The following is a 13,883-nucleotide window of genomic DNA, read 5'->3' on the forward strand; positions in this document are numbered from 1 at the left end:
ATCGTCCATCCGGCGCAATCTCGGCCTTACAGAGGAAGCCGTCGCCAAGGACGCCCGCGCCATCGGGATTGCCGAGCTGATGGTGGCCATCAGGCGGGACTTTGCCGCGCCCATGACTGCCACGATGCTGTTTGACTGGCACCGCATGCTGATGCGCGGCAATGCGCGCATCACGGCAGGTGCATGGCGCGCCCATGCTGAGCCGATGCAGGTCGTCTCCGGCCCCATCGGCCGGGAGACTGTGCACTTCGAGGCGCCACCTTCGGCTGCCGTCCCGGCAATGATGGACACGTTCATCGACTGGTTCAACGCGACCGCGCCGCAGGGCGCCACGCCAATCAAGCAGGCGCCTGTCCGCTCCGCACTGGCGCATCTTTATTTCGAGACCGTCCACCCTTTCGAAGATGGGAATGGCAGGATCGGCCGCGCCATTTCAGAAAAGGCCCTTTCCCAGGGGCTCGGCAGGCCCGGCCTGCTCAGCCTCTCAAAAGCGATCGAGGCAGACCGGGACGCTTATTATGACGCCCTGAACTTTGCTCAGAGGACGAATGAAGTCGATAACGTACAGGATCTTTCGCACATTTGATTTTGCCGGTGGTTCCTTTCAGAGTGAGAGGACCGGAGATGGACGACAGAGAAGGCAAGCCGATGGGGAACGTGATCCACATCGATGAGGCTCGGATCAGGGATCACCTGGGCGAGATGGTGCGCGGGACGGTGGAAGAAGCCCTGAACGCGATGCTGGATGCCGAGGCGGACCGCTTGTGCGGCGCAGACCGTTACCAGCGCAGCGAAGCGCGCAAGGACACCCGGGCCGGTCACTACGAGCGGAGCCTTCAGACCAAGGCGGGCGAAGTGAAGCTGAAGATGCCGAAGCTGCGCCAGCAGACATTCGAGACGGCGATCATCGAACGCTACCGCCGTCGCGAGAGCAGTGTGGAAGAGGCGCTGATCGAGATGTACCTGGCGGGCGTTTCGGTTCGGCGGGTCGAGGATATCACCGAAGCTCTTTGGGGCACCAAGGTGTCGCCGTCGACGGTCTCGAACCTCAACAAGAAGATCTATGAGAAGATCGAGGCCTGGCGCAACGCCCCGATCGAGGGCGCGCACCCCTACATCTATCTCGACGGTATCGTGATGAAGCGAAGCTGGGCTGGCGAGGTCCGCAACGTATCTCTGCTGGTCGCGATCGGGGTAACGTCAGAAGGCTTTCGGGACGTGCTCGGCATCTGCGAGGGCGCCAAGGAAGACAAGTCAGGCTGGTCCAGTTTCCTGCGCCACCTGGTCGATCGGGGCCTCAGCGGCGTCGAGCTGGTGATTTCTGATGCCTGCCGCGGCCTGATCGAGAGCGTGGCCGATTACCTGCCCGACGCCCGTTGGCAGCGCTGCATCGTGCACTTCTATCGCAATGTCTTCAGCCATGTGCCGGCAACGAAGGTGCGAGACGTCGCTCACATGCTGAAGGCGATCCATGCGCAGGAAAGCCGGGAGGCGGCCGCCGCAAAGGCCGAAGCCGTGATCGCCGAGCTGCGCCGCCAGCGGATGGGCAAGGCCGCTGATCTGCTTGAGGAACGCATCGAGGAAACGCTGACCTTCTATGCCTTCCCCGACAGCCATTGGATCAAGCTGCGAACCAACAATCCGCTCGAGCGCCTGATGAAGGAGATCCGACGGCGGACCAAGGTCGTGGGCGCCTTCCCGGATGGAAAGTCCTGCCTCAACCTCGCAGCAGCCCGATTGCGACACGTCGCCGGAACCGAATGGAGTACGCGTCGATACATGAACATGCAGCCGCTACACGAAATGAAACTTCAAACCCATGGAGCCGCCGTCGCATAATCGAAAGTGCGAAAGATTCTGGACACTACCATGAAGTCAGCGGCTGGCTGAAATACTTCCTGACTGTGTGCATCACGGCGCAGAAGGATGCCGAAGCCGAGGTCACGTTCACGCTTCGGAAGGTGAAGTATTTCGACGCCTTCAGGGAAAGCCTGAACGACCGCCAGCTACGGGTTATCCGGCGCATGCTGGATGAAGGACCAAAAGGCTTTGAGGGCGGCATGAGCGCAGGAAAGTACGGCTCGATTGCCAAAACCTCCAAACCAACAGCAACACGGGATCTTCAGTCACTCGTCGACCTTGGCGCACTCGTGGTGACGGGCGGGGGCCGCAGCACCCGCTACTGGCTTCCGTTTGCGACTCCAGAAATGGGGTTTGACGATCAACAAAAAAGTCTCGCCACTTAAACTCCGACCGCACCCTAGATTCCCCGAATAACTTCCAAAGGCACATCTGAAGATAAGTCAGCATACAGCATTAAGTACTAACGCAATTAAAATAGAGTTTCTGATACACAAAGCCTCACAAAGGTGAGCCACAGATCAGCGGAACTTCAATCCGGTCAACTGTTCATATTTGTACCTGATTGCCAACTCATGCATACTCGCTTCCGCTTGAGACTCCGCAACGTTACTCATTGTAGTTGTCGCAGGAGTTAATAGTCTTGGGGTCCCCGCGCGCAAAACATCCGCGAGCAAATACTGGAAAGCCCGGATAACATCCAATTCCATTAGCGTCACATTTGCCGCGACATTGCCTTTGAATTCGGGAACAATTTTTGAGCTAACAGGCGACTCAACCAAGCGATTATTTAATGAGACAATCTCACCTTCGGACAAACCCTTATGCGCAGTACTTTCAGAAACCACAGGTATTCCAAACTCTGAAAATGAGTCTTTGGGCATTATACATTGACCGAATACAGTAGCGCCCGACAGCAGATTAAACAGGGGTCCAGAGTTCCCACCCAACTGCACATCGAAATAATCCGGCTCTTGGTCTCCACCCAAAACCCGCTTGATATTGAGGGTGCGAATGTGTCGAGCTACAAAGAATTCAGACGAGACGGAAATTAACGCAATATTGTTGGCAAGAAGACCGAAAGCACTCGGTAAGCCGATGAAATAGCCGGCTAGTCCCCAGAAGGCTAAACCCCTCATATTTGCGCCTTTGGGATAGCGCCGCAGGACGAGCAATCGGTCCTTCTGTGCAATGCGGTTTTGTATCCAGAATTTGGGCGATCCACCCCTCCCCTGCTGCAAACACTCGTACAGCCATAGCCACATGCCTACTCGCACCTTATCCATCCAATCGAGCAGATTTCTGATCTCATTATCGGTTAGTGCTTCTCCGGATTTTAATGCATCAAAAGCTGACCTAGCACCGCCCTCAATAGCAGCATGGTTATTGTTGCAACTGACGCACACCTTAGTACCGATACGATTCATATTGACCGTTATTGGCCTCTTGGGTAACGCGACGGTCATTTTACGATGCGCAAGATCTGCTTCGTTCACCAACCAAGTTGGAATAATGTGCTCAAAGTTGCGTTGCACACCTGTTGGCTCCCGTCCGCAAAATATACAACGCTTAACCCTGTGCACCCCCACCGAAATTCTCCTTATACGGATATATAATATCGCAAAAATTTTGGACCACACCTTGGACCAGACATTTGTGAAACAGTATTGCTATTTAAGCGCGCATGCTAGTCATGCATTGATGCCAGCCATTGCCAGCACTTCCTGCGCCCACCAGTCGGCCATCCTCACCCGCTCCTCCCAGTAGAGGGCGCGGTGGTAGATCCGCCGGACCTGGTTACTGTCGGCATGCGCGAGCTCTGCTTCAATCGCGTCCGGGTTCCAGAGCCCGCTTTCGTTAAGCAGGCTCGACGCGCTCGACCGGAACCCGTGCGGCGTCATCTCTTCCTTGGTGAAACTCATCCGGCGCAAAGCCTGGTTCATCGTGTTCTCGCTGATCGACCGGTCATTCCCGGTAAGCGACGGAAACACCCGGACGCGGTTGCCCGTCTGCTCCTGCAGCTCGCGGAGGATCTCGATAACCGGCTCGGCGAGCGGCTTATGGTGCGGCCGGCGCATCTTCATCCGCTCTTCCGGGAGCGTCCAGACCCGTTTCTCGAAGTCGAATTCATTCCAGTGCGCCAGCCGGAGCTCACCTGGCCGGGTGTAGAGCATGGCCATCAGCTTCAGCGCCGAGCGCGTGATCTCCGAGCCCGCCTCATAGGTCCAGATCACCTGCAGGAGCCTCGCGAAATCCTCCCGCTTTGTCAGCGCCGCCATGTGCTGGACCTTGGGCGTGATCAGGGCGTCCCTGAGCGCAAAAGTGGGATCACTGTCCGCGCGGGCTGTGGCGACGGCGTACCGGAACACCTGCCCGATGGAAGACCGCATGCGGCGGGCGGTTTCGTAGTTCCCGCGCGCTTCCTGCCTGCGGAGCGGCACGAGAATATCAATGGGCTTGATCTCGGTGATCGGCATGTCGCCCAGATCCTTGTTTATCAGCCGGATGAACCAGTCGCGCTTCTGGAGCGTGGTCTTCGAAATCCCTTCCTTCTTCCGTTTCTCCTGCAGCTCTGCCGCGATCTTCGCAAACGTGTGCTCTGTCCGGGCCACTTTAACGGCGGCTTCTGCCTTTTCCTTTTCGCGGGGGTCGAGGCCGTCATAGAGCTGGGCCTTCGCCTCGGCGCATTTTTCGCGCGCCCGCAGCAGGGATACGAAGGGATACTTCCCAAAAGACAGCGTCTTCTGCTTTCCGTCGAACCGGTAGGCCATCTTCCAGAGCTTCGAGCCCTGCGGCGTGATTTCCAGGAAAAGACCATGCCCGTCGCTATATCGCGCCGTTCTCGGTCCCGGCTTCAGCTTCCGGATGTGAAGGTCGGTCAGTTTCATTGTTGGCATTTCCCTCTCAGGTTACCCCTTCGATCCGTAGAGAATGCCAACAATTTCGAAAAAATCGACCAAAATTTGGCAAAATGCCAACGGACGGCCATGGACGAAACAGCCGCCAAAATTGCGATAAGTATTTGTTTTTTGTGGATGTTTCTGGACGTGAGCGGACGCTCACGGAGTTTGGAATGGTGCCCCTGGCCGGACTTGAACCAGCACTCCTTTCGGAAGCGGATTTTGAATCCGCCGCGTCTACCATTTCACCACAGGGGCTTCCCATGAGAACGGCCAAACTCCTGCCGCAGAGGGAAGTGATATGTCAATCTCTCTGCTATAGTGAATTCCAACCATGACATCTCCCATGACCGCCAATCCCGACCGCACCCTGCTGCAGACCATCGAAGTGCTGGCCGAGGCCGCACCGGAAGAAGGCTTTTCCCTGCGCGAAATCTTTGACCGGCTGGACGAAAGCGCCTTTGGCGCGGGCCTGTTCTTGCTGGCCCTGCCCTGCTGCATTCCGTTCCTCTACGGCGTGCCGCAGGTGGTGGCGCTGCCGATGCTGGCGCTGGCCTTCCAGATGGTGATCGGCCGGGAGGAGCCCTGGCTGCCGGCTGCCCTTGGCAAGCGCAAGATCGACCGCAAGGGCCTGACGCAGATGGCCACGGGCGGTCGCAAATGGTTCGGCTGGATCGAGGCGATCATCCGCCCGCGCTTCAGCGTGATCACCGGGCGGCGCTCCGAACGGGTGATCGGCTTTTTCCTCTTCCTGTTTTCCGCCTCGATCCTGACGCCGCTGCCCATGACCAATACCGTGCCGGGCATGGCGGTGGCGGTGACAGCCTTTGGCCTGATGCAGAAGGACGGGCTGGCGGTGATCGCCGGGGTCATTCTGGGCACGCTCTGGGTCGGCGCGCTGATCACCGGCGCCTTCCTCGGCCTCAATGTAATCACACATATTTCATCGGCCATTCTGGGCTCGTGACACGCCGCCGCATTGCGCCGGGCGGGGTTTGCCGCCGAAGGTCGCGTCATGCAGCTGATTACCACTGCCCTGACAGGCTGGCGCTGGCCCGCCCTCGCCCTTGCCGCCTCAGCCCTGATGCTGGCGGCCGCCCACGCTTTCGAGACATTTGGCGGCCTGCCCCCCTGCCCGCTCTGCCTGCGGCAGCGAGAAGTCTACTGGGCGCTGATCGCCATGACGCTGACCGGGCTGACCTGGTGGCGGTTCCTGCCGAAGCGGCGCTTCCTGGTGGCGCTGAACGTGCTGATCGGGCTTGTGTTCGTCGTGGGCGTGATTGTTGCGGCCTATCATGCCGGGGTCGAGTGGGAGATTTTCCCGCCGCCTTCAGGCTGCTCGACCGGCCCGGCGGTTGATCCCTTTGCCATGGGCGACCTGGACCAGGTGTTTGAACTGCCCGCCTGTAATGACGCGCCGTTTTACATCCTCGGCCTGTCCATGGCGGGCTGGAACGGCATGATCTCTGCGCTTCTGGCGGGCATCAGCTTTGCCGCCGCCGCGATCACTTTCCGCAACTATCGCGCACCCTGAAGGCGTTTGGCCTCAGGTTCAGAGCCCCAGCACCTTGCGGGCGATGATGGTCTTCTGGATTTCGTTGGTACCGCCATAGATCGACTGGGCGCGGCCTGCGAAATACGTTGCCACATCCCGCGGGGTGGTGCCGGAAGACGGGCCGCGATGGCCGACATGCGGCCCCGCCGTGTCCAGGAAAAGCTCCGTGATCTGCTGATGGGTTTCGGTAGCGAGAATCTTGACGGTGGAGGCGGCGTCTCCGGGCGAGCCGCCAGCAGCCACCGCAGACAGAATGCGGAACACTGTCATTTCCAGCCCATCCACGGCCAGCTCCGCCTGTGCCAGACGTATGGCAAAACCCGGATCGTCGATCAGCCGCTCATTGCTGCCAGCGGAGCCCATTGTGGCGAGCGCACGGACATGGCGCAGCATCGCCCGCTTGCCACCGATACGGGCATAAGAAGTGCGCTCGAAGCCGAGGAGGTATTGGGAATAGGTCCAGCCCTTCCCTTCCTCGCCAATGCGGTTTTCTTCCGGCACCTGAACATTGTCGAACAGCACCTCGTTGAGCGCATGGGCCCCGTCGATGCTGATGATCGGTTTGACCGTTACCCCCGGCGCATCCATGGGGCAGCAGATGAAGGAGATGCCCTCCTGCTTCTTCTCGCGCTGGCTGGTGCGGGCGAGCAGGAAGATCCAGTCGGCATGCTGGGCCGCTGAGGTCCAGATCTTGTGACCGTTGAGCGTGTAGACGCCGTCTTTCAGCTCGGCGGAAAACTGCAGGCTGGCAAGGTCTGAGCCCGCGCCCGGCTCCGAATAGCCCTGCGCCCAGCCGGTCGAGCCGTCGCGGATGCCGGGCAACCAGCGGTCTTTCTGGGCCGGTGAGCCGAAGGTGTAGATAACCGGGCCAACATAAACGACGCCCATCGGCGTCACGGTGGGGACGCCGGCGCGCTCCAGCTCCTCATCGAAGACATACTGCTCCTCAATGCTCCAGCCGCGGCCGCCATATTCCTTTGGCCAGGCCGAAGCGAGCCAGCCTTTGGCGCCGAGCGCCATTTCGGAGCGGCGCACTTCTGCCGTCGTCAGCGGCAGGCCGGCCTTGTACTTCTCGATGATATCCTTCGGAAACTGCGTTTCGAACCAGCTGCGGACGTCGCGGCGGAAACCCTCGACATGATCGCTGAATTTCAGATCCAAGGCATTTCTCCCCGAGGCATGTCTGCTTTTTATCTCTCGAAAAAGAATGAGGGCAGGGCGCCGTCTGGCAAGCCCTGCCCTCGCGTTCAGTCAGCGATTTGACAGACTGTCAGATCAGCCGGCGGCTTTGACTTCCTCGATCCAGCGATCAACCTTCTTCTCCAGCATGGCCAGCGGAAGCGCGCCGCCGCCCAGCACCGTGTCATGGAAGGCGCGGATGTCGAACTTGTCGCCAAGTTCAGCTTCCGCCTTGGCCCGCATTTGCTGGATTTCGATCATGCCGATCTTGTAGGCGGTCGCCTGTCCGGGGATCACGATATAGCGCTGCACTTCGGAGCGTGCCTGCGCCTCGGTGATGGCGGAATTGTCGAGGAAGTACTGAACGGCCTGATCCTCGGTCCAGCCTTTGGAATGCAGGCCAGTGTCGACCACGAGACGGATCGCGCGCCAGATTTCAGAGCCGAGACGGCCGAAGTCCGAATACGGATCGGTATAGGTGCCCGGCATTTCCTTGGCCAGCTTCTCCGAATAGAGCCCCCAGCCTTCCGAATAGGCGGTGAAGCCCGCCTGGGTGCGGAACATCGGCACGCCGGTCAGCTCCTGGGCAATCGAAATCTGCATATGGTGCCCTGGAAGGCCTTCATGATAGGCGATCACTTCCAGCTCGCCCTTGGGCATGGCGGTCATGTCGAGAAGGTGGGCATAATAGACGCCAGGGCGCGAGCCATCGGGCGTGCCCGGATAGTAATGCTGGGCGGCGCCGGCCTGTTCGCGGAACGGCTCCACGCGCTTCACGACGAGATCGGCCTTCGGCAGGATGCCGAAATAATCAGGCAGGACGGCCTTGATCTTGTCGATGGCAGCGGTTGCATCATCGATATAGGCCTGACGGCCTTCATCCGTGTCCGGATAGTAATGGCGTGGATCGTCGGTTGCATCGCGGATGCTGGCAAAGAATTCGTTCAGCGTGCCTTCAAAACCAACCTGTGCCTTGATGGCTTCCATCTCGCCATGAATACGGTCCACTTCCGACAGGCCGAGATTGTGGATCTCGTCGGCTGTCATGCTGGTGGTGGTCATCTGCGACAGCATGAAATCATAGTAGGGCCCGCCATTGGGCTGGGTGCTGAGGCCCTGGGGACCTGCCGGGTCGGGCGAGTTGGCAAGGTCTTCCTGGGCAAAGGCGATGATTTCATTATAGGTGGCCAGGAAGTCGCCCTTCAGGGCAGCTTCTGCTTCTGCGATCAGCGTTGCGGCGGTTTCCGGCGTGGTCTTGCCCGCGTCCACAAGCTTCTGAACCTCCGCCTTGAAATCAGCCAGAAGCGCGCTGTCAGGCCCTTCCGTGAACGGCGCGCCGGTGATGATCTTGCGCGACTGGTCGATGACCGCCTCATAGGCAAATTTCGGTGCGTGAACGCCCTTGCCGGCCTTGTCCTTCGCCTGCACCAGAAGCTCGCGCAGACCGCGCGCCGCTTCATTGATCCGGTTCACATAGGCGCGGGCATCGGCCTCTTCATCGACCGAATGGAACTGCATCAGGAAGGTAGGGATAAAGGCGTGAACCCCGGTCATCTGATCGAAGATGAGCCCGTTATTGCGGAACTGCACGGCCTTAGCAGCCTGCTCATACTGGAAGACCCACAGATCATAGGAATCCTTGTCGGCCGCCGAAAGCTGATTGTAGTCGAAGGTCGCTTTCAGCTCATCGACAGCAGCTTTCGCCTTGGCCAGCTGCTCGTCCTGGCAGACGATGGTCATACAGTCGATCTGGTCATTCTTGTCCTTGCGGCCAAGGAAGGTCAGCTGGACCGGGCTCTCCTGCAGCTGTTCTTCGTATTTGGCGTCAAACCAGGCATTCAGCTTTTCGCTGAGCGCGGCCTGTTCTTCGGCGGAAAGCTCCACCGGGGCGGCAGGTTTGGGCGTCTCCGGCGCGCAGGCGCCGAGTACGAAAGCGAGGGCGATGGCAGAGACAGCGCTGCGCAACATGGGGGATTCCTCCGGGCATTTGCCGTTAAACGATAAGAGGGCGTACCCCCCTGCGGTCCCGGCGTCAATTGGCAAGTACGATTTCCCCGGCTAGGGAGGGCCATGACCAATACAGACCCGACAAAAGGCGCCCGGCGCCTCAGGCTTGGCACGCGCGGCTCTCCGCTGGCGCTGGCCCAGGCCAATCAGATCGCAGACGGCATCCGCGCAGCCTCCGCCGGCGCATACGAGTGCGAAATCGTGGCGTTCACCACCACCGGCGACAAGCTGACGACCGAACGGCTGATCAATTCCGGCGGCAAGGGCCTGTTCACCCGCGAACTGGATGACGCCCTCTCGCGCGGGGAACTTGATCTTGCCGTTCACAGCCTGAAAGACGTGCCCTCCGTGCTGCCGGCCGGGCAGGTGTTTGCTGCCTTCCCCGCGCGGGAAGACCCGCGCGACGGCTTCCTCTCCCACAAAGCAAAATCCATCCGCGAACTGCCCGAAGGGGCAAAGCTCGGCACGGCCTCGCTGCGCCGGGAAGCGCAGGCCCTCGCCCTGCGGCCCGATCTTGAAGTGGTGACCTTCCGGGGCAATGTGGCGACCCGTATGCGCAAGCTGGAAGAAGGCCAGGCCGACGCCACCTTCCTGGCCATGGCCGGACTTACCCGGCTGGGCATGGCAGACGTTGCCACCCCCATTCCGCTGGAGGACATGCTGCCGGCCGCCGCACAAGGCATCATCGGCGTCGTGGCGCGCGATGATGCGGATACGGAGCTTCTTGAGATTCTGGGTACGCTCACCCATGGCCCCAGCCGGGCCGCCGCGATTGCCGAACGCGCCTTCCTCGAAAAGCTTGATGGCAGCTGCCGTACGCCCATCGCCGCCCATCTGTTCGACCGGGGCGATGAGTGGGAGCTGATCGGCGAAGTACTGAGCCCCGGCGGCACTGCCCGCTGGCGCGGGGATGGCGTCTGCCGCAAGGATGCCACCGACGCGCAGCTCGTGCTGCTCGGCCGGGCGGTTGCGCAGGAGATCATCTTCGCAGCCAAGGAGTCCCTGCCCGTCTTCGGAGACGAGCGGTGACAGAGGCGCCGGGCCTGGCGGTGATCGTCACGCGCACCCAGCCCGGCGCGGACGACACCGCCAACGCCCTCACCCAGCGCGGATACCGCGCCCTCCTCTCCCCGATGCTGCAGATCATTCCCTGCGGGCTTGATCCGGCTGCGCTCGCCGGTGTGCGCGATCTCATCTTTACCAGCGCCAATGGCGTCGACGCCTTTGCCGCTTCGGGCACGCCCGCAGAGGGCCTGACGGCCTGGTGCGTGGGCCCGTCAACCGCCGCCGCCGCCCGCGAGACCGGGTTCTCAAAGGTTGTGGAAGGCGATGGAGACGCGGCGGATCTTGCCCGGCTGATCCTCACCGCGCGCGGGGAGATTTCCGGCCCTCTCCTGCACATCGCCAATGATGCTGCCGCCGGCAATCTGGTTGCCACGCTGAAAGATGCAGGCCTCCCGGCCCGCTTTGCCGCCGCCTACCGCACCGAGCCTGCCCCTGCCCTCTCCGCCCCCGCGCTGGCGGCGCTGAGGGAAGGCCCGGTCCTCCTGCTGGTGCATTCGGCAAAAGGCGCGGCGGCGATTGCGCAGAGCGGCGCGAAGCTTGATCAGGCGATCATCGTCGCCATCTCCGAAGCGGCGGCGGCCCCGCTGCAAGGGATACCCCTGGCGGGCCTTCATATTGCCGGGCGGCCGAATGAAGACGCGCTGATGGCCGCCCTTGGCGAAGCGGCAAACCGTCTCGCGTCCTGACCGGCTCGCTTTGCCGCAGAGGCGCGTTGTGCCACACTCCTGCCCAGGAATTAGACCACCGACGGATTCATGACAGATACCAGCACCCCAGGCCAAGAACCGCACGCAGAACCGATCGACGCGCATTTTGAACCCGCGCCCGATCCGCTGCCGGCAAATGCGAAGGCCGCTGGCCCCGGCTGGGGCGGCGTGGCTGTGGCGGCGATTGCTGCGGTGCTGCTGGGCGCAGCGGGCGGCATCTTCGGCCGCGATCTGATCGTGCCGCAGACATCGGCCGCGCTGGACCAGCAGCTGGCCGATCTGACAGCCCAGCAGGCCGAATTCGAACGCCGTCTCACTGAAATGCCCGAGGCCTCCGATGAGCTCTCCAGCCTGATTGGTGAGGTCAGCAACAATTCCAGGAAACTGAACGAACTGCTGGCCAGCGGCGCCGGCATACCCGCTGTGGAAAGCCTCACGGCGCGGATCGACGCACTCGAGCGGATTGAACCCGGCGAAGGCGCCACCCCGGCCGAAGCGCTGCGCACGATCACCGCCCTTGAGGCCCGGCTCTCCGCCATGGAACAGGCCGCCGCCACAGCCGCCGCTGCGCCGGTTGCCGCGCCCGAGCCACAGGCGGAGCCCGAGAAGGACCGTCAAGCCGAAGCGGCCCTTGCGCTGTCGGCCATCGAAAGCGCCGCCCGCCGGGGCACCGGCTTTGAAGCCGACTATCGCGCCCTGCGCGCCGCCGCGCCCGGTAACCAGACCGTCCGCCGGCTGGCCCCCTATGTCAGCGGCGTGCCCACCACCTCCAGGCTGCAGGCGGATTTCACCACCATGCGCGCCGCCGTAACCGCAGCCGGCAAGACAGATGCGGCGGCCGAACAACCCCAGAGCCAGCTTTCCTGGCTCAACCGCGTTTTCGGGGACGCCGTCACCGTGCGCCCCGCCAACAAGCGGGAGAACCCCGTTGTCGCAACCCTCGACACAGCGTCCAAAGCGCTGGCCGCCGGAGATCTTTCCGCAAGCGTCAAGGCCCTCGCCACGCTGGAAGGCAATGCCGCCCGCGCGGCGCAGGACTGGACCCGCGAAGCAAACCGCCGCATCACGCTGGAGGCGGTGCTCGAAGATGTCAGGCTAAGCCTGATCGAGCCGGAGAATTAGATCGAATGAGCCGGTTTTTCCTTTTCATTTTTGTCCTTCTGCTGATTTCCATCGGCGCGGTGCTGGCCTGGTGGGCGTTCAGCCTTCCGGGGGAAGTCACCTTCCCTGTCGGCCAGGAAATCGTGTCGGTGCGCGCGGGCGTGGCGGCCATCCTGCTTCTGGTATTCGGCGGCCTGATCGCGCTGGCCTGGTGGCTGGCAACCGGCATTCTGGTGCTGCCCGGGCGCATCTCCAAGGCCCAGCGCCTGGCCCGTACGCGCAAGGCCAATGCTGCCCTTGCCGAAGGCCTGCTGGCCGCTGAAGGCGGCGATTCCAAAGCGGCCCTTCGCCTTGCCAAGAAAGCTATGCGCAATGCCGAGGATGAACGCCTGAAACTGCTGCTGGAAGCGCGCGCTGCCGAAGCCAATGATGACTGGGCCGGCGCCGAGCGCGCCTGGGGCCTGCTCACCCGCCTGCCCGGCGGCCAGCTGGCGGGTCTGCGCGGCTCGGCCACCGCCGCCTCCGAACGCGGTGACCAGCTCACCGCCGAAGCGCGCGCCCGCGAGGCGCTGGAGCTGCGCTCGGATGCGGACTGGCCATTCAATTCCCTGTTCGACATTCAGGTCGCCAAGGGCGATTGGGAGAAGGCGCTCGACACCCTCGCCATGGGCGAGAAACGCGGGCTCGTCGAAGGGCCCAATCTCAAGCGCCGCCGCGCCGTGCTGTTCACCGCGCGCGCCGTGAACCTGCCGGTCACCGAGAAGCCCGCCGCCCAGAAATCCCTCGCCGACGCCATCCGCTCGGCGCCGGACTTTCCGCCCGCCGCCTATCACGGCGCCCGGTTCCTGATGATCGACGGCAAGGCGAAAGCCGCCCAAGGCGTGCTCGAGCTTGGCTGGAAGGCGCGGCCCCACCCGGCCCTTGCCCAGCTGTCCCGCCGCCTCGTGCCCCAAGACAGCCGCGAGAACATCGCCGCCCGCCTCAAGGCGCTGGTCGATGCCCACCCCACCCACCGCGAAAGCCGCATTCTTGCAGCCGAGCTGTCGATGGACGCGGCAGACTGGGTGGAAGCGATCAAGGTGCTCGCCCTGCTGGTGGAGGAAAACCCCACCGCCCGCCTCTGCCTGCTGATGGAACGCGCCCTCAAGGGCTATGGCGATATGGGCGAAGCCCAGCGCTGGGGCCGGATGGCCGTTTCCGCCTCCCGCGAGGCCGACTGGTCGGACATCGACCCCAAGGGCAGCGCTTTCGATTATGACCGTCAGGGCTGGGCGCGGCTCGTCTATGCCTTCGGCGATGTCGGCGAGCTGATCCATCCCCGCTATGAAAGCTATGGCCGCGAGCTTGAGGCTGGCCGCGTGCTGGCGCTCGCCCACCAGCCGGACGACACCCATGTCACCCCCCCGAAACCGCCGCAGGGCCCGCTGACCCAGCCGCTGGACTACGCCCCGGACGACGACTGATCCTAGAGGCAAAACCGGCTTGCATGCCGGGGGCCCTGCCAGTATA

Annotated in this window: 13 protein-coding genes and 1 tRNA gene; 9 read left to right on the plus strand and 5 right to left on the minus strand. The window is 62.2% G+C overall.

The genetic code is table 11. The features are described from left to right. From BBF93_RS16470 to BBF93_RS16480, 3 genes are all read left to right on the plus strand, one after another. Positions 1-586, plus strand: a 586-nt coding sequence (locus tag BBF93_RS16470) for a Fic family protein (RefSeq protein ID WP_162786615.1), incomplete at its 5' end; no start/stop codon positions are given. Positions 587-648: 62 nt separating this feature from the next. Then, positions 649-1,839 carry an IS256 family transposase gene (locus tag BBF93_RS16475; protein WP_199288454.1) on the plus strand — a complete coding sequence of 397 codons (1,191 nt, stop codon included), beginning with the start codon at positions 649-651 and terminating at the stop codon, positions 1,837-1,839. Between the two features lie 65 nt (positions 1,840-1,904). Continuing rightward, positions 1,905-2,246: a hypothetical protein gene (locus BBF93_RS16480; protein WP_114106639.1), complete on the plus strand. Its 342-nt coding sequence runs from the start codon at positions 1,905-1,907 to the stop codon at positions 2,244-2,246. 135 nt (positions 2,247-2,381) lie between these two features. On the opposite strand, the gene BBF93_RS16485 is transcribed toward BBF93_RS16480, so the two are convergent. The 3 genes from BBF93_RS16485 to BBF93_RS16495 all read right to left on the minus strand — a co-directional run bounded on the left by BBF93_RS16485 (position 2,382) and on the right by BBF93_RS16495 (position 5,018). Beyond that, entirely contained in the window at positions 2,382-3,395 is a 1,014-nt protein-coding gene (locus BBF93_RS16485) for a hypothetical protein (protein ID WP_162786616.1), read from the minus strand. Positions 3,396-3,551: 156 nt separating this feature from the next. Next, on the minus strand, positions 3,552-4,748 hold the full coding sequence (locus tag BBF93_RS16490) for an integrase arm-type DNA-binding domain-containing protein (protein ID WP_114106641.1): 1,197 nt from the start codon (positions 4,746-4,748) through the stop codon (positions 3,552-3,554). A gap of 186 nt (positions 4,749-4,934) precedes the next feature. Continuing rightward, positions 4,935-5,018, minus strand: a tRNA-Leu gene (locus tag BBF93_RS16495). 76 nt (positions 5,019-5,094) lie between these two features. Here BBF93_RS16495 and BBF93_RS16500 point away from each other — a divergent pair. Together BBF93_RS16500 and BBF93_RS16505 are read left to right on the plus strand one after the other, a co-directional pair. Next, positions 5,095-5,727, plus strand: a complete 633-nt coding sequence (locus BBF93_RS16500; protein ID WP_051612775.1) for an exopolysaccharide biosynthesis protein — start codon at positions 5,095-5,097, stop codon at positions 5,725-5,727. Positions 5,728-5,775: 48 nt separating this feature from the next. Then, positions 5,776-6,294: a disulfide bond formation protein B gene (locus tag BBF93_RS16505; protein WP_114106642.1), complete on the plus strand. Its 519-nt coding sequence runs from the start codon at positions 5,776-5,778 to the stop codon at positions 6,292-6,294. Positions 6,295-6,312: 18 nt separating this feature from the next. Here BBF93_RS16505 and BBF93_RS16510 read toward each other — a convergent pair whose 3' ends face one another. Together BBF93_RS16510 and BBF93_RS16515 are read right to left on the minus strand one after the other, a co-directional pair. Continuing rightward, positions 6,313-7,476: an acyl-CoA dehydrogenase family protein gene (locus tag BBF93_RS16510; protein WP_114106643.1), complete on the minus strand. Its 1,164-nt coding sequence runs from the start codon at positions 7,474-7,476 to the stop codon at positions 6,313-6,315. Between the two features lie 114 nt (positions 7,477-7,590). Then, positions 7,591-9,462 carry a DUF885 family protein gene (locus BBF93_RS16515; RefSeq protein WP_114106644.1) on the minus strand — a complete coding sequence of 624 codons (1,872 nt, stop codon included), beginning with the start codon at positions 9,460-9,462 and terminating at the stop codon, positions 7,591-7,593. 102 nt (positions 9,463-9,564) lie between these two features. On the opposite strand from BBF93_RS16515, the gene hemC reads away from it, so the two are divergent. The 4 genes from hemC to BBF93_RS16535 all read left to right on the plus strand — a co-directional run bounded on the left by hemC (position 9,565) and on the right by BBF93_RS16535 (position 13,837). Next, positions 9,565-10,530, plus strand: coding sequence for a hydroxymethylbilane synthase (hemC, locus tag BBF93_RS16520; RefSeq protein WP_114106645.1), 966 nt, complete (start codon positions 9,565-9,567; stop codon positions 10,528-10,530). Continuing rightward, the gene (locus BBF93_RS16525) at positions 10,527-11,252 is read left to right on the plus strand and encodes a uroporphyrinogen-III synthase (protein ID WP_162786617.1); all 726 of its coding nucleotides are present in this window, start codon (positions 10,527-10,529) and stop codon (positions 11,250-11,252) included. The genes hemC and BBF93_RS16525 overlap by 4 nt, the downstream gene beginning before the upstream one ends. Positions 11,253-11,321: 69 nt before the next feature. Next, positions 11,322-12,395: a COG4223 family protein gene (locus BBF93_RS16530; protein ID WP_114106646.1), complete on the plus strand. Its 1,074-nt coding sequence runs from the start codon at positions 11,322-11,324 to the stop codon at positions 12,393-12,395. 5 nt (positions 12,396-12,400) lie between these two features. Continuing rightward, entirely contained in the window at positions 12,401-13,837 is a 1,437-nt protein-coding gene (locus BBF93_RS16535) for a heme biosynthesis protein HemY (RefSeq protein ID WP_114106647.1), read from the plus strand. The last annotated feature ends 46 nt before the right edge of the window (positions 13,838-13,883 follow it).

Source organism: Hyphomonas sp. CACIAM 19H1 (assembly GCF_003325995.1).
GTDB lineage: Bacteria > Pseudomonadota > Alphaproteobacteria > Caulobacterales > Hyphomonadaceae > Hyphomonas > Hyphomonas polymorpha.

Coding starts and splice junctions, on each gene's coding strand:
- BBF93_RS16475 (WP_199288454.1), top strand. CDS start 649: ATGGGGAACGTGATCCACATCGATGAGGCTCGGATCAGGGATCACCTG.
- BBF93_RS16490 (WP_114106641.1), bottom strand. CDS start 4,748: ATGAAACTGACCGACCTTCACATCCGGAAGCTGAAGCCGGGACCGAGA.
- BBF93_RS16500 (WP_051612775.1), top strand. CDS start 5,095: ATGACATCTCCCATGACCGCCAATCCCGACCGCACCCTGCTGCAGACC.
- BBF93_RS16505 (WP_114106642.1), top strand. CDS start 5,776: ATGCAGCTGATTACCACTGCCCTGACAGGCTGGCGCTGGCCCGCCCTC.
- BBF93_RS16515 (WP_114106644.1), bottom strand. CDS start 9,462: ATGTTGCGCAGCGCTGTCTCTGCCATCGCCCTCGCTTTCGTACTCGGC.
- hemC (WP_114106645.1), top strand. CDS start 9,565: ATGACCAATACAGACCCGACAAAAGGCGCCCGGCGCCTCAGGCTTGGC.
- BBF93_RS16530 (WP_114106646.1), top strand. CDS start 11,322: ATGACAGATACCAGCACCCCAGGCCAAGAACCGCACGCAGAACCGATC.
- BBF93_RS16535 (WP_114106647.1), top strand. CDS start 12,401: ATGAGCCGGTTTTTCCTTTTCATTTTTGTCCTTCTGCTGATTTCCATC.